This is a genomic window from Methylomonas sp. DH-1 (genome assembly GCF_046097555.1).
Classification (GTDB): domain Bacteria; phylum Pseudomonadota; class Gammaproteobacteria; order Methylococcales; family Methylomonadaceae; genus Methylomonas; species Methylomonas koyamae.
In genome coordinates this window covers 1474342-1494627 of record NZ_CP143089.1, presented here as the reverse complement: position 1 = coordinate 1494627, position 20286 = coordinate 1474342, and the positions used below count along the sequence as shown (strand labels likewise).

The window sequence follows — 20286 nt, the reverse complement described above, 5'->3', positions numbered from 1 at the left end:
CAACGACAACAACACGAGGATTAATATGAGTTTTTTGATTTCCGACGCAATGGCCCAGACTGCGCCTGCTATTCAACAACCGGGTTTCGAGGGCATGCTGTTTCCACTGGGCATTTTGATATTTTTCTATTTTTTGTTCATTCGCCCGCAAGCCAAACGCAACAAAGAGCAGAAACAGATGTTGGCCGCACTCAGCAAAGGCGCGGAAGTCGTAACCAGCGGCGGCATTCTGGGCAAAGTCGCGGAACTGGACGATAACTTCGTCAAACTGGAAGTCTCCGACAATAGTTTCATCCAAGTGCAACGCCACGCTATTGCCAGCATGATGCCCAAAGGCACTTACAAAACCTTGAACAACAAAAAATCCTAAACCGAACCGTCGTAACCCGTTTACTTCCCGCTTTTACCCGCAACAGTCCGGCTGTTACTGCTTTAACGGAATAACCATGCAAAATCATTTCCCTGTCTGGAAAAACACTCTGGTGCTGATTATCTTGCTGATCGGTACGATCTACGCGTTACCCAATATCTACGGTAACGACCCGGCAGTGCAACTGGCGTCGTCCACGTCGGCACCGTTGCAGCAGAACCAAGCCGACGAAGTTGCCGCCACCATCAAAAACGCGGGCTTCACGCTGAAAGCCTTCGAGTTCGAGAGCGGCAAAATCCTGGCCCGGTTTAACAACACCGACGAACAAATGAAAGCCGCCGACCTGTTGCGCGAGCAATTGGCCGACAAAGCCACGGTAGCGTTGAATTTGGCCCCGGCCACGCCGGATTGGCTGCGCGCGCTGGGTGCAAATCCGATGCATTTGGGCTTGGACCTGCGCGGCGGCGTACATTTCCTGCTGGAAGTGGACATGGACAGCGCACTGAAGCAAGCGGAAGAACGTTACACCAACGACATCCGTACCGCCTTTCGCGACGCCAAGGTCCGCTACCAGTCGGTGACCAAAGAAGACCAAGGCATCAAAGTTGTACTGCCGAACGAAGAGTCCAGGGTTGCCGCTGCCGCGATTTTGAACAAGGATTTCCGCAATCTGGCATTGGTGGAAAGCGGATCTAACGAATTTACACTGTCGATCCCGGAACGCGATCTGCGCGAAATCAAGAAATCGGCACTGGGCCAAAACATCACCACACTGCGTAACCGGGTCAACGAACTGGGCGTAGCCGAACCGATCATTCAGCAACAGGGCGACAGCCGCATCGTCGTACAGTTGCCCGGCGTGCAGGACACTACCCGAGCCAAAGAGTTACTGGGCACCACGGCGACGCTGGAATATCGTCTGGTCGACGTGGAACATGACGTACAATCGGCCTTGAGCGGCCACGAACCGGCCGGCAGCCGCTTATATAAAGATAAAAACGGCAATCCGGTGTTGTTGAAACGTGCCGTCATCGTCACCGGCGACCAAATCACCGACGCCTCCTCCGGTCTGGACCAGGACGGTCAGGCAGCCGTGTTCATCACCCTGGACGGCGCCGGCGCCAAGAAAATGGGCAAAATGACCCAGGAAAATATCGGCAAGCCGATGGCCGTGGTCTTCATCGAATATAAATCCGAAACCCGCGTGGTTAACGGCGAAAAGGTGCAGCACAAGGAAAAAGTCGAAAAAGTCATCAGCGTCGCCACGATCCGCGACAGCTTCAGCAAACGGTTCCAGACCACCGGCCTGGACAGCCCGGAAGAAGCCCGCACCCTGGCCTTGCTGCTTAGAGCCGGCGCACTGGCGGCTCCGGTCGAAATCGTCGAAGAACGTACCGTGGGTCCGAGCCTGGGTCAGGAAAACATCGATCAAGGCATGATGTCGATCACCGCCGGCTTCTTACTAGTGGTGTTTTTCATGATCGGTTACTACCGCGCCTTCGGTCTGATCGCCAACTTCGCGCTGTTATTCAACGTGGTGCTGCTGATCGCAATCATGTCGGTGCTACAAGCGACGCTGACCTTGCCTGGCATGGCCGGCATCGTGTTGACGGTCGGTATGGCCGTCGACGCCAACGTCTTGATCAACGAACGGATACGCGAGGAATTGCGTAACGGTTTGAGCCTGCAAGCCAGCATCTTTACCGGTTACGAAAAAGCCTTCGCCACGATTCTCGACTCCAACGTGACCCATTTCATCGTCGCAGTTTTACTGTTCGGTTTCGGTACCGGCCCGGTGAAAGGTTTTGCGCTGGTACTGATGATAGGCATCGCCACTTCGGTATTCACCGCCGTCACCGGCACCCGGATGTTGGTCAACTGGTTTTACGGCGGCGACCGCCGCGACGGCAGAGTTTCTATCTGAGCCGCCCCAAAAACACCTCGCTTTGGCACCGCCGTCGGCGGTGCCAAGCGCATTATCCGGCTAAGCGTTATCATCCCCCCGCCGGACGCGATATAATACGAAAATCTTTTCTTAACATAAGCCTACGGGAGTTAAACAATGGCAATCGAACGTACTTTCTCAATCATCAAGCCTGATGCAGTCGCTAAAAACGTGATTGGGGAAATTGTCAGCCGCTTCGAAAAAAACGGTCTGCGCATCGTTGCATCCAAAATGCTGCAATTGACCAAGGAACAAGCCGAAGGCTTTTACGCCGAACATAAAGAACGCGGTTTCTTTAACGATTTGGTTAGCTTCATGACTTCCGGTCCGGTCGTTGTCCAGGTGTTGGAAGGCGAAAATGCCGTGTTGAAAAACCGCGAGCTGATGGGTGCCACCAACCCGAAAGAAGCGGCGCCGGGCACGATTCGCGCCGACTTTGCCGTCAGCATCGACGAAAATGCGGTGCACGGTTCCGATGCGCCGGAATCAGCCGCAAGAGAAATCGCTTACTTCTTCTCCGCCGATGAACTCTGCGACCGCATCCGCTAAACCGGATCCGATCAATTTGCTCGATTTCGACAGAAAGGGCCTGCAGGCCTTTTTTGTCGGACTCGGCGAAAAACCGTTTCGTGCCACTCAGGTGTTGAAATGGATTTATCAGGAAGGCGTCACCGACTTCGAGCGGATGACCAACCTGAGCAAACCCCTGCGCGCTTACCTCAGCGAGAATTGCCAAATCAAAGCGCCGCAGATCGTCGCCGAACAGTTGGCCAGCGACGGCACCTGTAAATGGGCGATGCAGATGCAGTGCGGCAACCGGGTCGAAACCGTTTACATTCCGGAAGAACGCCGGGCTACGCTGTGCATCTCGTCGCAAGTCGGCTGCGCATTGGCTTGCACCTTCTGCTCCACCGCCAAACAAGGCTTTAACCGCAACCTGTCGACCGCCGAAATCATCGGCCAGCTTTATCTGGCGCAACAACGGCTCGGTCCGGAACGGCGCATCACCAACGTAGTGATGATGGGTATGGGCGAACCGCTGCTGAATTTCGACAACGTCGTAGCAGCGATGAATCTGATGATGGACGACTTCTGTTACGGGTTGTCCAAACGCCGGGTTACGATCAGCACCTCCGGCATCGTGCCGGCGATGCAACGTTTGAATGCGGTTTGCGACGTCAGTATGGCGGTTTCGCTGCACGCACCGAACGACGAATTGCGCGACCAATTGGTGCCGATCAACATCAAATACCCATTGAAAGAATTGATGGAGGCTTGCCGCGCCTACGCCAAAACCGGGCCGCGCAAACACATCACTTTCGAATACGTAATGCTGGACGGCGTCAACGATAGCGAACGCGATGCCCATACTTTGGTGAAATTACTGAAAGACGTGCCGTCGAAATTGAACCTGATTCCGTTCAATCCGTTCCCGCAGTCCCACTACCGCTGCTCGGGCCAAAACGCAATTTTGAAATTTCGCGACATCCTCCACAACGCCGGCATCGTCACCACGATCCGCAAAACCCGCGGCGAAGATATCGACGCGGCCTGCGGCCAACTGGTCGGCCAAGTACAAGATAAAAGCCGCCGGCATTTGAAACTGCAAGCCCAGGAAGCGGCGCATGTCGGCTAAAAAGTTGCCGGCAACGCTGTTCTGGCTATTACTAGCAGGCGGTTGCGGCCTGCTGCCGGCCAGCCGGGAAACCCTCAGTTCGGCCGAAAAAGCCAAATTGAATTTGCAGATGGGCGCCCGCTACCTGGACATGGGCATGCTCGACGTGGCGCGAGAGAAGTTGGAAACGGCCGTCCGCCTCGATTCGGGCAATGCCGAAATCCATAATACGCTGGCGGTATTTTACGAGCGCATCAGAGACTACGATGCGGCCGACGACAGCTACCGTAGCGCACTGCAAAACAACCCGGATAGCTTCAGCATCAAAAGCAATTACGGCCGCTTTTTATGCGACCGCGGCAAATACGACAAGGCATTTGAGTTATTGAACGCCTCGCTGGAATCGGCGATGAATAACCGGCCCTGGTTTGCATTGACCAATATCGGCTTGTGCCACATCAAACAAAACGATTTCAGCCAGGCCGAAACCTATTTTCGCCGGGCGTTACAAGCGCAACCGGACTACGCGCCTGCGTTGCTGGAAATGCAGCGCATCAGCTACCAAAACCAGCAATTCATGTCGGCGCGGGCGTTTATGGAGCGCTATTTGGGCGTCGCCAAACATACCCCGGAAAGCCTGTGGATAGCGTTCCAAACCGAGCGCGCACTGGGCAATGGCAAACTGGCCGAAGAATACCGCGAGCAATTACTAGGCTCGTTCCCCGCTTCCAAGGAAGCGCAACAAGTTAGAACCGCGATCAGTAAATAATCCTGCAGTAAACCCATGGCAAAACAACAACAGGCTATTCAGGCCATCCGCGGCATGCACGACATTCTTCCCGAGCAATCGCCTTACTGGCAATGGCTCGAGAGCCAAGCCCGCCAAGTATTGGCCGGATACGGCTACCAGGAAATCCGTCTGCCTATCGTCGAAAAAACCGAACTGTTCAAGCGCTCGATCGGCGAAGTCACCGACATCGTCGAAAAAGAAATGTATACCTTCGAAGACCGTAACGGCGATTCTTTGACCTTACGCCCGGAGGGGACCGCCGGCTGCCTGCGCGCCTGCCTCGAGCACGGTCTGCTGCACAACCAAAGCCACCGCTTGTGGTATTACGGCCCGATGTTCCGCCACGAGCGCCCGCAAAAAGGCCGCTACCGCCAATTCTACCAATTGGGCGTTGAGACATACGGCATGCCGGGGCCCGATATCGACGCCGAAATGATTCTGCTCAGCGACCGTTTGTGGAAACGCTTGGGCATCCGCGACATGGTGGAACTGCAAATCAACTCGTTGGGCACCAGCGACGAACGCCTGGCCTACCGCGGCACACTGGTCGAATATTTCAAACAACACTTGCATCTGCTGGACGAAGACAGTCTGCGCCGGCTAGAGACCAACCCACTGCGCATCCTGGACAGCAAGAATCCGGAGATGCAGGCAATGCTGCAACAAGCCCCGGTGTTGCTCGACCATTTGGGTGAGGAAAGTTTGGCCCATTTCGACAGTCTGAAAGCGACTTTGGACGATTTGGGCATCGGCTACCGCATCAACACCCGCCTGGTGCGCGGCCTGGATTACTACGGCAAGACCGTATTCGAATGGGTCACCGAACGGCTTGGCTCACAAGGCACCATCTGCGCCGGCGGCCGCTACGACGGCTTGATCGAGCAATTGGGCGGTAAAGCCAACCATGCGATCGGTTTTGCAATGGGTATGGAACGCATACTCGCGTTATTGGAGCTGCTGGAAACGGTTCCGGTAGCCGTCGGCGTCGACGTATTCATGATCCGGGTCGGCAGCGCGGCCGAAGCCGTCGGCATGCGCCTGGCGGAAGCTCTCCGCGATCAACTGCCGCAACTGAAGTTGCAAGTCAATTGTGGCGGCGGCAGCTTTAAAAGCCAGTTCAAAAAAGCCGACAAATCCGGAGCCGAATATGCCATTGTCATCGGCGACGACGAAGCGGCCCGCGGCGAGGTGGCGTTGAAACCCTTGCGCGCCGATCAGGAACAACTCACTCTCGACCACAGCCAACTCCTGCAATTCCTGCGGGACCGGCATCAACCCAAATCCCTGTAACCTGGAAAGATAAGAGAAACACCGTGGCAATTTACGATACCGAAGAAGAACAACTGGAACAGTTGAAAAAATGGTGGGAGGCCAACCAGACATCGCTAATCGCCGGCGTGGCCACGGCACTGGTATTGGTCGCCGGCTGGAACATGTGGCAAAACCATCAGACCAACCAACGCAGCCAGGCTTCGCAAATGTACCAGCAGATGCTGGAAAGCGCCGCTAAAGATAATGGCGAGTCTACCGAAAAGTTGGCCGAACGCTTGCCGAGCGAATTTCCGGGGACTGCATATGCCCATTATGCCAATTTGCAGCTAGCCAAGGCCAAAGTGCAAAAAGGCGATCTGGAAGGTGCGAAAGCCGTTCTGAAACAAGCGATTCAAACCGCGGACAGCGAACCGCTGAAACACGTGGCCCGGCTGCGCTTAATCCAGCTGATGCTGGCTTCCGGCCAATACGAGCAAGGTTTGCAATTGATCGCCGAAGTCGATCCGGCCAAAGCCGAGGGCTTCTCGGCCAGTTACGACGAATTGCAAGGCGATTTGTACGTCGCGCTCGACCGAATCGACGAAGCGCGTAGCGCCTACCAAAGCGCGATCAGAACCGGCCAAGCCACGCCGCTGACTCAGTTCAAATTGGACGACGTTGCCGCGCCCGCCGTGGCACCGACTGCCGCCAATTAACGTTTTCGAAAACCGTTTCTTTTAGGCCATGCAAATAAGGAAAGCCAGATACCTGACTCTCGCGACACTGGTCGCCGGGCCATTGCTGTTGGGCGGATGCGCCGGCCTGAATGCCGGCCGGGATTTTATCTCCGGCATAACCGACTACGTGATGGGCGACGACGATAATGCCGACCCACCTGCCGCACTGCAGGAATACACACCGGAACTGCAACTGGAAACGGTTTGGAAAGAGTCGGTCGGCACCGGTGCCGACGAAAAGTATCTGAAATTGATCCCGGCCGTAGCCGACGGTACGGTTTACGCCGCCGACTACAAAGGCCATCTGCAGGCACGCAATGCCGCTAGCGGCAATCTGGCCTGGGAAACCGATACCGAATACAGCTTCTCCGCCGGCCCCGGCCTCGGTGTCAACACCGTGGTGATGGGTACCAACACCGGCGAGGTGATCGGCTTCGACCGGGCCAGCGGCGAGCAGCGCTGGAAAACCGACGTTCCCAGCGAAGTGCAGGCCACGCCGGTGGTTAGCCGCGGCACGGTGATTATCCGTACCACCGACGGCAAGATTCTGGCCTTGCGCGAAAGCGACGGCGGTTTGGTTTGGACCTCGGAACACAGTGTGCCGGCGTTAAGCATCCGCGGCGCCGGTACGCCGATTATCATCGAAGGCAACGTCATTGCCGGCGCGGCCAACGGGAAACTGCAAGCTTTGCAGTTGAACGACGGCAAAGCGGTGTGGGAAGCTACAATTGCGATACCCAGCGGCCGTTCCGAAGTCGAACGTTTGGTCGATCTCGACGCCGATCCGGCTGCCAGCAGGGGCGCGATTTACGTTGCCAGTTTTACCGGAGGCGCTTCGTCGGTTTCCGAAATCGACGGCGATGTGCTGTGGCGTAACGAAGCCGTGTCGTCCTACACCGGACTCAGTCTGGATTACCGTTACATCTATATCAGCGATACCCAAGGCGACGTTTGGCAACTCGACCAACGTAGCGGCGCTTCGCTGTGGAAGCAAAAGGATCTGCACAACCGCCGCCTTACCGCACCGGTGGCTTACCAAAGCTATGTCGTGGTTGGCGATTTCGAAGGTTACGTGCACTGGCTGTCGGTGACCGACGGCCGCCAATTGGCACGAATCCAAGTCAGCAAAGCGGCGATTGAGGCCAAACCGGTAGTCGTGGACGATACTGTTTACATTTATGCCAAAGACGGCACCCTCGCTGCCCTGAAGGCCAGATAATTTCATGCTACCCGTTATTGCTCTTGTAGGCCGGCCCAACGTCGGCAAATCCACCCTTTTCAATTACCTGACCCGTAGCCGCGAGGCCTTGGTGGCCGATTATCCGGGGCTGACCCGGGACCGCCAGTACGGCCGGGTCAAACGCAGCGAGCGCGATTGCCTGGTAGTCGATACCGGCGGCATCACCGACGACCAGGAAGGCATCGACGCGTTCGCTAAGAAACAGGTCGAAATTGCGTTGCAGGAAGCGGACGTGGTGTTTTTTATGGTCGACGCCCGCGACGGCATCAACGCCTCCGACGACGCCATCGCCGACATGCTGCGCAAATTGGGTAAACCGGTGGTATTAGTCGTCAATAAAATCGACGGTATCGACAGCAATACGGTTACCCACGATTTCTATAGCCTGGCGCTCGGCGAACCGGTGCCGATTGCCGCCAGCCACGGCCGTAACGTACACGAATTGTTGGGGCGGATCGACGAGTTGTTACCGGAGCAACCTGACGAAATTCAGGAAGAAGACCCCGGCATTGCCATCGCCATCGTCGGTCGGCCCAATGTCGGTAAGTCGACGCTGGTCAACCGTTTGCTCGGCGAAGAACGCGTCGTGGTATTCGACGAAGCCGGCACAACCCGCGACAGCATTTACATCCCGTTCGAACGCGACGGCAAGAAATTCACGTTAATCGACACCGCCGGTATGCGCCGCCGCTCCCGAGTGTCGTTGACCGTGGAAAAATTCAGCATTATAAAATCGCTGCAAGCGATCGAAAAAGCCCATGTCGTGATCTACTTGATCGACGCCCGCGAGGGTGTCACCGATCAGGATGCGCATATTTTGGGGTTGGTATTGGAGGCCGGCCGCGCCTTGATTATCGGTCTGAACAAATGGGACGGCCTCAACGCCGAACACCGCGATTTCGTCAAAAAACAAATCGAAATGAAGCTGTCGTTTCTGGACTTTGCCGAAAAACATCCGATTTCGGCCTTGCACGGCAGCGGCGTCGGCAAATTGTTCGACGTGGTGCACAGCCTTTACGATTCGGCGATGGTCGACATGTCCACACCGTTATTGACCCGGATACTGACCGACGCGCTAGCCGCACACCAACCGCCGCTGGTCGGCGGCCGCCGGATCAAATTGAAATATGCCCACCAGGGCGGCCGCAACCCGCCGGTGGTAGTGATTCACGGCGTGCAAACCGACGCCCTGCCCGGCGCCTACAAGCGCTATTTGATGAACTACTTCCGCGATCAACTCCGCTTGAAAGGCACGCCGGTACGCTTGGTATTCAAATCGCCGGAAAATCCATTTCACGGCCAAAAAAACCAGCTCAGCGAACGCCAAATTAAAAAGCGTAAACGGTTGATCGACTTCAGCAAGCGCAAAAAATAATTGCCGCGGATATAGATAATCACCACTTCAGGAACCCAGCATGGCAACCATCACCTTTCAAGGCAAACCCATCAACACCGTCGGCGATTTGCCGGCAGTCGGCACTCCGGCTCCGGATTTCCTGCTGACTAACCGGAAAATGCAGGACGTCGGCTTGGCGGAATTCGCCGGTAAACGTAAGGTATTGAACATCGTCCCCAGCCTGGACACACCCACTTGCGCCGCTTCAACCCGCAAATTCAACGAAAAAGCGGCGCACTTGCCGAATACCGTGGTGCTGGCCGTATCAGCAGACCTGCCGTTCGCTCAAGTCCGTTTTTGCGAAATCGAAGGCATCAAACATGTAGTCCCCTTATCCACCTTCCGCTCCAGTTTCGCCCACGATTACGGCGTCGAGCTGCTCGATAGCATATTGGCCGGGCTGACCGCGCGGGCCATCGTCGTTATCGACGAACACGATAAGGTGGTTTACACCCAATTGGTCAGCGAGATCGCCGACGAACCCGATTACACAGCAGCGTTAGCCGCGCTCGATTGAGTGCGCCAAGAACGCACGCTGCATGAAATAAGCTGTTTCCCAAAAAACTGTCGCAATCTGGCAAAACCCGGTAACCTAAATGTCTATTCAGGTTGCCCCTGATTGGAACGGAACTTTATCGGATTTTAATTTATCTGAAACTGGGATATCGATATCGTCTCAGTTCAAATATTTAAAAATACGCTGTACCCATGGTTGTAAGTCACCCGACCGAAGAAATTACTCAACGAGCATATCGATTACTATTTAATGCCTTATCGAGTTGCATTGCCGAAAACAATTGCGGCTTGAGGAACCAATGGTAGTGCCAGCGATGAATAGCGACTTCTCGGCACGGCGCCGCTCTGCGCGCCGCCAACAACAAAGACGGATAAATCCATTTCCGTTCAATTCGGAGGAATGGATTTCCTTCATTCAGCAACAATATTTATTGTGGCCCAAGCACGAGCGCCGTATCGGCGAACGCCGGGTAGCCGAGCGGCGAGAGACCGACCGCCGGGCGGCGCTGCGAAAAGAATCCGAAGACGCAATTTTTCAACGCACCCGTTGGTTTTCCGCGGAATCCATCCTGAACGACGAAGAAAAGCAGATGATCCAGGAATTATTTGCCGAGGAAGAATGAAACGCTACGGTGGGCTTCGAATATCGGCAGGATGCCTTACCGTCAGATAGAAGCGGCCTTTGGAACGCCTGACCCAACCGCGTGCCTCAACCTGCCTGCCGACATACCCCTCCAAATCCGCAAATAATGCCATCGAAGCAGGCTCGATCGCGATTGACACCGCATCGCTCAGCAACAAATAACTATGTTTCGCGGTTCGTTTTAGCAAACTAACCTTGCCGGTCAAACGCTTCCATCCCTGGTAATTAGTCTGATCCAACTGTTCGGCTGCGATTGGGGCGTAAGCCGGGTCCGACCATATGCCGATATGATTACGTTCGGCGTCATCTTGTGCCGCCAACAAGGCCGGGACGTATCGCAGATTGGGCGGATAAATATTGACTGTCGCCAAACCGTTTTTAACCAGCTCCAGATTGACCAGTTGCTTATTTTCATCATATACATAAGCCAGCGTGCGCTGGTATTTATCCTGTTTTTCGACGTCGCCCTGTAGAAATACCTTCCGTTGCTCCAATTTAGATTTCAACCATTGCTTCGCCCGTTCGCCTCCAGATTCCGCCGATTTATTCCGGCCGGAGACTTCCGGCGTATTTACCCCCAAAAGCCGGACTTTGCGGCCGTCGTTCAGTAAAATAGTATCGCCATCGAACACTTTTTCCACGCGGTAGTAGCTGATGCCAGAATCGATATGCAACACCTGCGCGTCTGCGTGGTTACGATCCGAATAATGGCTACGCCCCTGACCATCAGTCCAACGATAGACTTCGGCGTTTGCCAAAATAGGCAGCGTTACCGCAAGCAAACACCAGCGCCGAATGTGCATTCTTTCACCTTGAGTAATTGGGTATGTCAAATCAACAGATCATTGCCGCGACGCAAGCTTGGTTAAACTCGTTTGTCATCGCATACAACATTTGCCCGTTTGCCAAACGAGAGCAGCAACGAAACCGCATTCGTTACCGAGTGGAGCATGGCAATAGCATCGAATCCTGCCTGAATACACTGATAGACGAATGCATTCATCTGGACACGCATCCGGAAACCGAAACCACGTTGCTGATTCTCGCCGAATTTTTCGATGATTTCGACGACTATCTCGATCTATTAGCTATTGCAGAGCAACTGCTAATCGATCAAGGATACGAAGGCGTCTACCAATTAGCCAGTTTTCATCCCCATTACCGATTTGCCGATAGCGACGAAACCGACCCCGCAAACTATACGAATCGTTCACCGTATCCGATGTTACATCTGCTTCGGGAAAGCAGTATCGAAAATGCCTTGGCAACCTATCCTGATCCGGCCGGCATACCGCAACGAAACATAGAGCTGACCAGGCGGTTGGGTATGAAGAAGTTGGAGGAGATTCTTCGCGCCTGCTTTGAATCTGCAAGCTCGGCAGGAGACGCTTAAGGCCGGCACGAGATAGCAGCCGCTGCTAAAGGCCGCTATTGCGATGATTCGCTCCTCCGTGCTGGAAAGTGAAGAGTGTGGCTATGTTGGCGTGGTTTGCCGGCGGGAGGCGCGTTGTTGGGGCGTTATGAAGGAGGCAAAGAGGGTGTCCTGAATTTTGTGTAAACGGGATTTAATTATCGATTGGGCATCCTGTCTTCAAACTGAATGCTAAACCGATTCAAAGCGGCTTTCCAGTCATGCAACGGCATTGTCCATTTTTTACTGATATTCATCAGGGCTAAATAGAACAATTTCGACAAGGCTTCATCACTGGGAAATGAGCCGCGATTTTTGGTGATTTTCCGCAGACTCATATTCACGGACTCGATGGCATTGGTCGTGTAAATGATGCGACGTATTTCAGTTGGATAGTCGAAAAAAGGGATAATCCTATCCCAATTCCGTCTCCAAATCTGGCCAATCGGTGGGTAGGCCTCGTTCCACTGCGTCTCGAACTCAGCCAGTCGTTGCTCTGCTTCAACGACGCTGGCGGATTGGTATATTCGCTTGAGATCGCCGGCGATCTGTTTACGCATTTTCCAACTGACATAGTTCAGGCTGTTGCGGACCAAGTGAACGATGCACAGTTGGACGGCAGCCTGTGGATAGACGGTTTCAATCGCTTCGGGAAAGCCTTTCAAGCCATCGACACAGGCGATAAAGATGTCTTGCACACCGCGATTCTTCAAGTCAGTGACCACTTGTAACCATTTATGCCCTTTGGGTAAAACTTGGCCCCTTCGGTTTGGGCGATCCATAAGCCCAGCACTTCCTTCTCTCCTTGCAGGTTAATCCCAATGGCCAGATAAACGGCCTTGACGCGCACGGCACCGGTATCGCGCACTTTGACGTGGATACAATCGAGATAAACGATGGGGTAAACCGGATCAAGCGGCCGCAATTGCCAGGCTTTGACTTCTTCTATCACCCCATCTGTCACCGAGGAGATCAAGGTGGGTGAAACTTCAGTGCCATACAGTTCTTCCAGATGGCTCTGGATTTCCCTGACCGTCAGACCTCGGGCATAGAGCGAAATGATCTTGTCGTCAAAGCCCGTCCAACGGGATTGGTGTTTGCCAATGATTTGCGGCTCAAAGTGGCCATGACGATCCCGAGGAATCTCAATCGGCAACTCGCCAAAGTCGCCTTTCAGGGTTTTCCGGCTCTTGCCATTGCGGGTGTTGCCGGTAGGATTGCCGACAGCTTCATGCTTGCCATGACCGAGATGTTCGGTCATTTCAGCTTCTAAAGCCCGCTCCACCAGGGCCTTGGTCAGTTGTTTCAGAAGACCGTTTTCACCCAACAGGTCTTCGGGTTTTTGATAGCCTGACAGCAAGCTGTCGATCAGTTCGGTTGGGATGGATTTTGGTAAGGTCATAGTTACTCCTCAAAGTAAGGGCAGTTTCCTGCCTAATGGCCGTTTACACAAAAATTCTTACACCCTCGAGGCAAAGCGAGGGGCAAAAAAAAGCCCGTGGTTAGACGGGCTTGATATTTAAGAGCTTGGCGATGACCTACTTTCACATGGCAACCTGCCACACTATCATCGGCGCTAAGCGGTTTCACTTCCGAGTTCGGGATGGGATCGGGTGGTTCACGCTTGCTATGTTCACCAAGCAAACTGGTTTGGTTGGTTTAAGCCAACCGTCATGCACAGGGATTAATCTAGTCTCTGCTAGACATTTCAAGTAGTTTGACACGTTGTGCCTTGTACTTTTCACCTGCTTTCATGGAAATCTGTATGAATTTGTATCGTTCTCAGGTTTGGCTCAGCGATTGTCATGTGACAACCCAAACGCATTGGGTGTTATATGGTCAAGCCTCACGGGCAATTAGTACACGTTAGCTACGCCCATTACTGGACTTCCACACCGTGCCTATCAACGTCGTCGTCTCCAACGGCCCTTCAGGGGACTTATAGTCCCAGTGAGATCTCATCTTGGGAGGGGCTTCCCGCTTAGATGCTTTCAGCGGTTATCCTGTCCGAACGTGGCTACCCGGCAATGCCATTGGCATGACAACCGGAACACCAGAGGTTCGTCCACTTCGGTCCTCTCGTACTAGAAGCAGCTTCCCTCAAATCTCAAACGCCCACGGCAGATAGGGACCGAACTGTCTCACGACGTTCTGAACCCAGCTCGCGTACCACTTTAAATGGCGAACAGCCATACCCTTGGGACCTGCTTCAGCCCCAGGATGTGATGAGCCGACATCGAGGTGCCAAACACCGCCGTCGATATGAACTCTTGGGCGGTATCAGCCTGTTATCCCCGGCGTACCTTTTATCCGTTGAGCGATGGCCCTTCCATACAGAACCACCGGATCACTAAGACCTACTTTCGTACCTGCTCGACTTGTCCGTCTCGCAGTCAAGCACCCTTATGCCTTTGCACTCATTGCCTGATTTCCGACCAGGCTGAGGGTACCTTCGTGCTCCTCCGTTACTCTTTGGGAGGAGACCGCCCCAGTCAAACTACCCACCAGACACTGTCCCTAATCCAGATAATGGATCGAGGTTAGAACTCCAAACATACCAGGGTGGTATTTCAAGGATGGCTCCACAAGAACTGGCGTTCCTGCTTCACAGCCTCCCACCTATCCTACACAAGTAGGTTCAAAGTCCAGTGTCAAGCTATAGTAAAGGTGCACGGGGTCTTTCCGTCTAGCCGCGGGTACACTGCATCTTCACAGCGATTTCAATTTCACTGAGTCCCAGGTGGAGACAGTGTGGCCATCGTTACGCCATTCGTGCAGGTCGGAACTTACCCGACAAGGAATTTCGCTACCTTAGGACCGTTATAGTTACGGCCGCCGTTTACTGGGGCTTCGATCAAGAGCTTCTCCGAAGATAACCCCATCAATTAACCTTCCAGCACCGGGCAGGCGTCACACCCTATACGTCCACTTTCGTGTTTGCAGAGTGCTATGTTTTTGCTAAACAGTCGCAGCCACCGATTTTTTGCAACCCCCTTCCGCTTCAGCCGCGAGGGCTTACACGTACCAAGGGCATACCTTCTCCCGAAGTTACGGTATCATTTTGCCTAGTTCCTTCACCTGGGTTCTCTCAAGCGCCTTAGAATTTTCATCCCACCCACCTGTGTCGGTTTAGGGTACGGCCACTATTAACCTGAAGCTTAGAGGTTTTTCTTGGAAGCAGGGCATCTATCACTTCGCGTTTCTTTCGAGACACTCGTCATCACATCTCAGCATAAAGCACCCCGGATTTGCCTAAGATGCCTGCCTACTTGCTTAAACGGCCACTTCCAACCGACCGCTGATATAGCCTTCTCCGTCACCCCATCGCAGTTAATACTGGTACAGGAATATTAACCTGTTTTCCATCGACTACGCTTTTCAGCCTCGCCTTAGGTGCCGACTAACCCTGCGTCGATTAACGTTGCGCAGGAAACCTTGGGTTTACGGCGAGGGGGTTTTTCACCCCCTTTATCGTTACTTATGTCAGCATTCGCACTTCCGATACCTCCAGCCGACTTCTCAATCGACCTTCGCAGGCGTACGGAACGCTCCTCTACCACTCACGCAAAGCGTGAATCCGTAGCTTCGGTACTATGCTTAGCCCCGGTGAATCTTCCGCGCAGACCGACTCGACCAGTGAGCTATTACGCTTTCTTTAAAGGGTGGCTGCTTCTAAGCCAACCTCCTGGCTGTCTGTGCCTTTCCACATCGTTTCCCACTGAGCATAGATTTGGGGACCTTAGCTGACGGTCTGGGCTGTTTCCCTTTTCACGACGGACCTTATCACCCGCCGTGTGTCTCCCGTGCTGACACTTGCTGGTATTCGGAGTTTGCATCGGGTTGGTAAGTCGGGATGACCCCCTAGCCGAAACAGTGCTCTACCCCCAGCAGTGATACACGAGGCGCTACCTAAATAGCTTTCGAGGAGAACCAGCTATCTCCGAGCTTGATTAGCCTTTCACTCCGATCCACAACTCATCCCCTACCTTTTCAACGGGAGTGGGTTCGGTCCTCCAGTCAGTATTACCTGACCTTCAACCTGGTCATGGATAGATCGCCCGGTTTCGGGTCTACACCTTGCGACTAAACGCCCTATTAAGACTCGGTTTCCCTACGCCTCCCCTATTCGGTTAAGCTTGCCACAAAATGTAAGTCGCTGACCCATTATACAAAAGGTACGCAGTCACCCCACGAAGGGGCTCCTACTGCTTGTACGCATACGGTTTCAGGTTCTATTTCACTCCGCTCTCCGCGGTTCTTTTCGCCTTTCCCTCACGGTACTGGTTCACTATCGGTCAGTAAGGAGTATTTAGCCTTGGAGGATGGTCCCCCCATATTCAGTCAACGTTTCACGTGCGCCGACCTACTCGATTTCATGCTGAAGACGTTTTCGTGTACGGGGCTATCACCCTGTATCGCCGGACTTTCCAGACCGTTCCACTAACGTCATCAACACTTAAGGGCTAGTCCCCGTTCGCTCGCCACTACTAAGGGAATCTCGGTTGATTTCTTTTCCTCCGGGTACTTAGATGTTTCAGTTCTCCGGGTTCGCTTCAGTGAGCTATGTATTCACTCAAAGATGACGAGGTTATCCTCGCCGGGTTTCCCCATTCAGACATCTCCGGATCACAGGCTGTTTGCCGCCTCCCCGAAGCTTTTCGCAGGCTACCACGTCTTTCATCGCCTCTTACTGCCTAGGCATCCACCGTATGCGCTTATTCACTTGACCATATAACCCGAATACGTCTGCTTTTACTCAGCTTTCGATTTTCATCTTAGGCTTTGTTAGGCTTACTATTTAAGTTATTTGTCAGCTGACATGTTCGCTGATGTTGCTTGAGAACGATTCGCGGTTTACTTTCGGCGCTTATCTTTCGATAATTGCCTTTCATAAACTGCAACTCGTTTCAGTTTTGATCGTTTCCGATCAAGACTTGGTTACAGATTTCCATATTGTTAAAGAGCGTATTGATCCGAGGACCAATTCTATAAAGTCTGTTGTCAAACGTTATAGAGCTGATCGCCTTCACGGCTACGGCAGACGCGGGCGCTTGGTTTGCTTATGGCTAGTGGTGGAGCCAGGGAGGATCGAACTCCCGACCTCCTGCGTGCAAGGCAGGCGCTCTCCCAGCTGAGCTATGGCCCCGAAACAGTCAAAAGACTAAAGCCGAAACCGTCAAGATCAACACAGGAGCAATCCGACGGCTGTCTTTTGCTTGTTCAGTTGCCTTGCTGCTTTCGTCTTGCTTTTCGCGTTGGTGGGTCTGGGAGGATTTGAACCTCCGACCTCACCCTTATCAGGGGTGCGCTCTAACCAACTGAGCTACAGACCCAGGTGCGTCTTTCAATCGAAATAATTTGTTGTGGATACGTGTAACGGCGTTCTGTCTTTGTAAGGAGGTGATCCAGCCCCAGGTTCCCCTAGGGCTACCTTGTTACGACTTCACCCCAGTCATGAATCACAAAGTGGTAAGCGCCCTCCCGAAGGTTAAACTACCTACTTCTTTTGCAACCCACTCCCATGGTGTGACGGGCGGTGTGTACAAGGCCCGGGAACGTATTCACCGCGGCATTCTGATCCGCGATTACTAGCGATTCCGACTTCATGCAGTCGAGTTGCAGACTGCAATCCGGACTGGGACCGGCTTTGTGGGATTTGCTTGACCTCACGGTTTCGCTGCCCTCTGTACCGGCCATTGTAGCACGTGTGTAGCCCTACCCATAAGGGCCATGATGACTTGACGTCGTCCCCACCTTCCTCCGGTTTATCACCGGCAGTCTCCCTAGAGTTCCCGACATTACTCGCTGGCAACTAAGGATAAGGGTTGCGCTCGTTACGGGACTTAACCCAACATTTCACAACACGAGCTGACGACAGCCATGCAGCACCTGTCTCTCGGTTCCCGAAGGCACCAAGTCATCTCTGACAAGTTCCGAGGATGTCAAGGGTAGGTAAGGTTCTTCGCGTTGCATCGAATTAAACCACATGCTCCACCGCTTGTGCGGGCCCCCGTCAATTCATTTGAGTTTTAGCCTTGCGGCCGTACTCCCCAGGCGGTCAACTTAATACGTTAGCTCCACTACTAAGTTCTTAAAGAACCCAACAGTTAGTTGACATCGTTTACGGCGTGGACTACCAGGGTATCTAATCCTGTTTGCTACCCACGCTTTCGTACCTCAGCGTCAGTTTGAGTCCAGGGAGCCGCCTTCGCCACTGGTGTTCCTTCAGATCTCTACGCATTTCACCGCTACACCTGAAATTCCACTCCCCTCTACTCAACTCTAGTTGCCCAGTATCAAATGCAGTTCCCAGGTTAAGCCCAGGGCTTTCACATCTGACTTAAACAACCGCCTACGCACGCTTTACGCCCAGTAATTCCGATTAACGCTTGCACCCTCCGTATTACCGCGGCTGCTGGCACGGAGTTAGCCGGTGCTTCTTGTATGGGTAATGTCAGTCTACCGGGTATTAACCGATAGGTGTTCCTTCCCATTGAAAGTGCTTTACAACCCTCAGGCCTTCTTCACACACGCGGTATTGCTGGATCAGGCTTTCGCCCATTGTCCAATATTCCCCACTGCTGCCTCCCGTAGGAGTCTGGGCCGTGTCTCAGTCCCAGTGTGGCTGATCATCCTCTCAGACCAGCTACGGATCGTCGCCTTGGTAGGCCTTTACCCCACCAACTAGCTAATCCGACATAGGCTCATCTATTAGCGCAAGGCCCGAAGGTCCCCTGCTTTCATCCGTAGATCGTATGCGGTATTAGCGTGAGTTTCCCCACGTTGTCCCCCACTAATAGGCAGATTCCTATGCATTACTCACCCGTCCGCCACTCATCAAAGGTGCAAGCACCTTATCAGCGTTCGACTTGCATGTGTTAAGCATACCGCCAGCGTTCAATCTGAGCCATGATCAAACTCTTCAGTTTAATTTTGGTTTGCCGCTAAGAAAGATTAGCGACCAATCTTGACTCGATTACAGAACGTAATTTATAAGCTTAAATTGACGTGGTCTGTATCGATAGTTTCTAACAGAAACGTATCGCTACACATACCCACACAAATTATTTCGATTCAGTTTGTTAAAGAGCCAGAACATTTCGCCCTGTTGAGCCGACATATTCTACAGCAATCAGAAATCATGTCAACCACTTTTTTTAACCGACTTTCAACTCTCAAAATCCAACCCAAGAACCGAAGCCAATCAAAACCAGCAAGTAACTTGCCGCTACCAAAAGCAACCAGCAAACCACTCGCCCTCACTACTCAAAGAATTTAAACTTCAAATCCCTAAACAACTCAGCAGTGAAGAGCCGCTCATTCTATTCACTCTTCACTGCTGTGTCAACCATTTTCTTGCAACCGCTTACAAATTTAAGGAGCGCCGATAACTGCTAATGACTCTTAAACTGCCCCTGATGTGCCAAAAACCATTGATAGGTAGTACTTAAACCTTCTTCCAAACCGATCTTGGGCTGCCATCCCAAGGATTTGAGCTTAGACACATCCATCAACTTACGTGGCGTGCCATCGGGCTTATTTGTGTTCCAACTGATTTCGCCCTGATAACCGACAACCCTACCGATAGTCTCTGCCAGCTCTCGAATAGTTACATCCATTCCAGTACCAACATTCAAATGTGACAACATGGGTTCGGTGCATGACTTGTATTCCGCATCGGATAGGCTCATGACGTGAATACAAGCCGCCGCCATATCGTCGACATGCAAAAATTCTCGCATCGCGTTGCCGGTTCCCCAAACCTCGACTGCTGGGGAATTATTCAGCTTTGCATCGTGAAATTTTCTGATCAGCGCCGGGATAACATGACTGTTTTCTAAATGAAAATTATCGTTCTCCCCATATAGGTTCGTCGGCATCACCGAACGGTAATCGACGCCGTATTGGCGATTGTAAGATTCGCACAATTTGATACCGGCAATTTTGGCAATCGCATAAGGCTCATTGGTCGACTCCAGTATTCCGGTCAACAACGCCTCCTCCCGCATGGGCTGTTCCGCAAATTTCGGGTAAATGCACGAACTACCTAAAAACAGCAGCTTACGGCAATTCGCTAGCCAGGCAGCATGGACAACATTCGCCTCAATCATAAGATTTTGGTAAATAAACTCCGCCGGATACTCGTTGTTAGCATGAATACCGCCAACCTTGGCGGCAGCCAAAATCACCCAATCCGGTTTTTCGGAATCCAAAAACCGGCGTACGGCGGCTTGATCCGTCAAATCCAACTCAGCATGAGTCCGCACTACAACGTTTTGGTAACCTGCATCCGACAACTGGCGGAGGATGGCCGAACCGACCATCCCACGATGCCCTGCCAAGTAAATTTTCGAATTTTTATCCATCATGAA

At 53.0% G+C, this 20286-nt stretch carries 14 protein-coding genes, 2 tRNA genes, 3 rRNA genes and 1 pseudogene; 12 read left to right on the top strand and 8 right to left on the bottom strand.

Features of this window, described 5'->3' with window-relative positions; genetic code table 11:
• Nucleotides 1–25 precede the first annotated feature (25 nt).
• The 11 genes from yajC to VXJ35_RS07130 all read left to right on the top strand — a co-directional run bounded on the left by yajC (nucleotide 26) and on the right by VXJ35_RS07130 (nucleotide 10483).
• On the top strand, nucleotides 26–370 hold the full coding sequence (gene yajC, locus VXJ35_RS07180; RefSeq protein ID WP_082409689.1) for a preprotein translocase subunit YajC: 345 nt from the start codon (nucleotides 26–28) through the stop codon (nucleotides 368–370).
• A gap of 76 nt (nucleotides 371–446) precedes the next feature.
• Nucleotides 447–2294: a protein translocase subunit SecD gene (gene secD / locus VXJ35_RS07175; protein WP_054759751.1), complete on the top strand. Its 1848-nt coding sequence runs from the start codon at nucleotides 447–449 to the stop codon at nucleotides 2292–2294.
• Between the two features lie 138 nt (nucleotides 2295–2432).
• Nucleotides 2433–2864 carry a nucleoside-diphosphate kinase gene (ndk, locus tag VXJ35_RS07170; RefSeq protein WP_064021045.1) on the top strand — a complete coding sequence of 144 codons (432 nt, stop codon included), beginning with the start codon at nucleotides 2433–2435 and terminating at the stop codon, nucleotides 2862–2864.
• Nucleotides 2839–3951 carry a 23S rRNA (adenine(2503)-C(2))-methyltransferase RlmN gene (gene rlmN / locus VXJ35_RS07165; protein WP_064021044.1) on the top strand — a complete coding sequence of 371 codons (1113 nt, stop codon included), beginning with the start codon at nucleotides 2839–2841 and terminating at the stop codon, nucleotides 3949–3951. Before ndk ends, rlmN begins: the two co-directional genes overlap by 26 nt.
• Complete coding sequence (pilW, locus tag VXJ35_RS07160) at nucleotides 3941–4699, top strand: type IV pilus biogenesis/stability protein PilW (RefSeq protein WP_064021043.1); 759 nt, start codon at nucleotides 3941–3943, stop codon at nucleotides 4697–4699. The genes rlmN and pilW overlap by 11 nt, the downstream gene beginning before the upstream one ends.
• A gap of 15 nt (nucleotides 4700–4714) precedes the next feature.
• Nucleotides 4715–6010, top strand: a complete 1296-nt coding sequence (gene hisS, locus VXJ35_RS07155; protein ID WP_064021042.1) for a histidine--tRNA ligase — start codon at nucleotides 4715–4717, stop codon at nucleotides 6008–6010.
• A 23-nt stretch (nucleotides 6011–6033) separates the two neighbouring features.
• Nucleotides 6034–6687 (top strand): tetratricopeptide repeat protein, encoded by a 654-nt coding sequence (locus VXJ35_RS07150; RefSeq protein ID WP_064021041.1) that lies wholly within the window; start codon nucleotides 6034–6036, stop codon nucleotides 6685–6687.
• Between the two features lie 28 nt (nucleotides 6688–6715).
• The gene (gene bamB / locus VXJ35_RS07145; protein WP_064021040.1) at nucleotides 6716–7927 is read left to right on the top strand and encodes an outer membrane protein assembly factor BamB; all 1212 of its coding nucleotides are present in this window, start codon (nucleotides 6716–6718) and stop codon (nucleotides 7925–7927) included.
• A gap of 4 nt (nucleotides 7928–7931) precedes the next feature.
• Nucleotides 7932–9323, top strand: coding sequence for a ribosome biogenesis GTPase Der (gene der, locus VXJ35_RS07140; protein ID WP_064021039.1), 1392 nt, complete (start codon nucleotides 7932–7934; stop codon nucleotides 9321–9323).
• A 40-nt stretch (nucleotides 9324–9363) separates the two neighbouring features.
• The gene (gene tpx / locus VXJ35_RS07135) at nucleotides 9364–9861 is read left to right on the top strand and encodes a thiol peroxidase (RefSeq protein WP_054759747.1); all 498 of its coding nucleotides are present in this window, start codon (nucleotides 9364–9366) and stop codon (nucleotides 9859–9861) included.
• 304 nt (nucleotides 9862–10165) lie between these two features.
• Nucleotides 10166–10483, top strand: a complete 318-nt coding sequence (locus VXJ35_RS07130) for a hypothetical protein (RefSeq protein ID WP_157198110.1) — start codon at nucleotides 10166–10168, stop codon at nucleotides 10481–10483.
• Nucleotides 10484–10487: 4 nt separating this feature from the next.
• Here the strand turns inward: VXJ35_RS07130 and VXJ35_RS07125 are convergent, their stop codons facing one another.
• On the bottom strand, nucleotides 10488–11306 hold the full coding sequence (locus VXJ35_RS07125; protein WP_064021038.1) for a thermonuclease family protein: 819 nt from the start codon (nucleotides 11304–11306) through the stop codon (nucleotides 10488–10490).
• A gap of 23 nt (nucleotides 11307–11329) precedes the next feature.
• Between VXJ35_RS07125 and VXJ35_RS07120 the strand changes: the two genes are divergently transcribed.
• Entirely contained in the window at nucleotides 11330–11896 is a 567-nt protein-coding gene (locus tag VXJ35_RS07120; protein ID WP_064021037.1) for a DUF1415 domain-containing protein, read from the top strand.
• Between the two features lie 176 nt (nucleotides 11897–12072).
• On the opposite strand, the pseudogene VXJ35_RS07115 reads toward VXJ35_RS07120, so the two are convergent.
• From VXJ35_RS07115 to VXJ35_RS07085, 7 genes and pseudogenes are all read right to left on the bottom strand, one after another.
• Nucleotides 12073–13316 (bottom strand): annotated as a pseudogene (locus VXJ35_RS07115) (IS256 family transposase).
• Between the two features lie 123 nt (nucleotides 13317–13439).
• Nucleotides 13440–13555, bottom strand: a 5S ribosomal RNA gene (gene rrf, locus VXJ35_RS07110).
• 194 nt (nucleotides 13556–13749) lie between these two features.
• Nucleotides 13750–16643, bottom strand: a 23S ribosomal RNA gene (locus VXJ35_RS07105).
• A 341-nt stretch (nucleotides 16644–16984) separates the two neighbouring features.
• A tRNA-Ala gene (locus VXJ35_RS07100) sits at nucleotides 16985–17060 on the bottom strand.
• Nucleotides 17061–17170: 110 nt separating this feature from the next.
• Nucleotides 17171–17247, bottom strand: a tRNA-Ile gene (locus tag VXJ35_RS07095).
• Nucleotides 17248–17307: 60 nt separating this feature from the next.
• Nucleotides 17308–18843: ribosomal RNA gene (locus tag VXJ35_RS07090) — 16S ribosomal RNA — on the bottom strand.
• The 16S, 23S and 5S rRNA genes sit together here with 2 tRNA genes alongside, the layout of an rRNA operon.
• Nucleotides 18844–19308: 465 nt before the next feature.
• A complete protein-coding gene (locus VXJ35_RS07085) occupies nucleotides 19309–20283 on the bottom strand; it encodes a GDP-L-fucose synthase family protein (RefSeq protein ID WP_375142676.1) in 975 nt (324 codons plus the stop codon).
• Nucleotides 20284–20286: the final 3 nt, after the last annotated feature.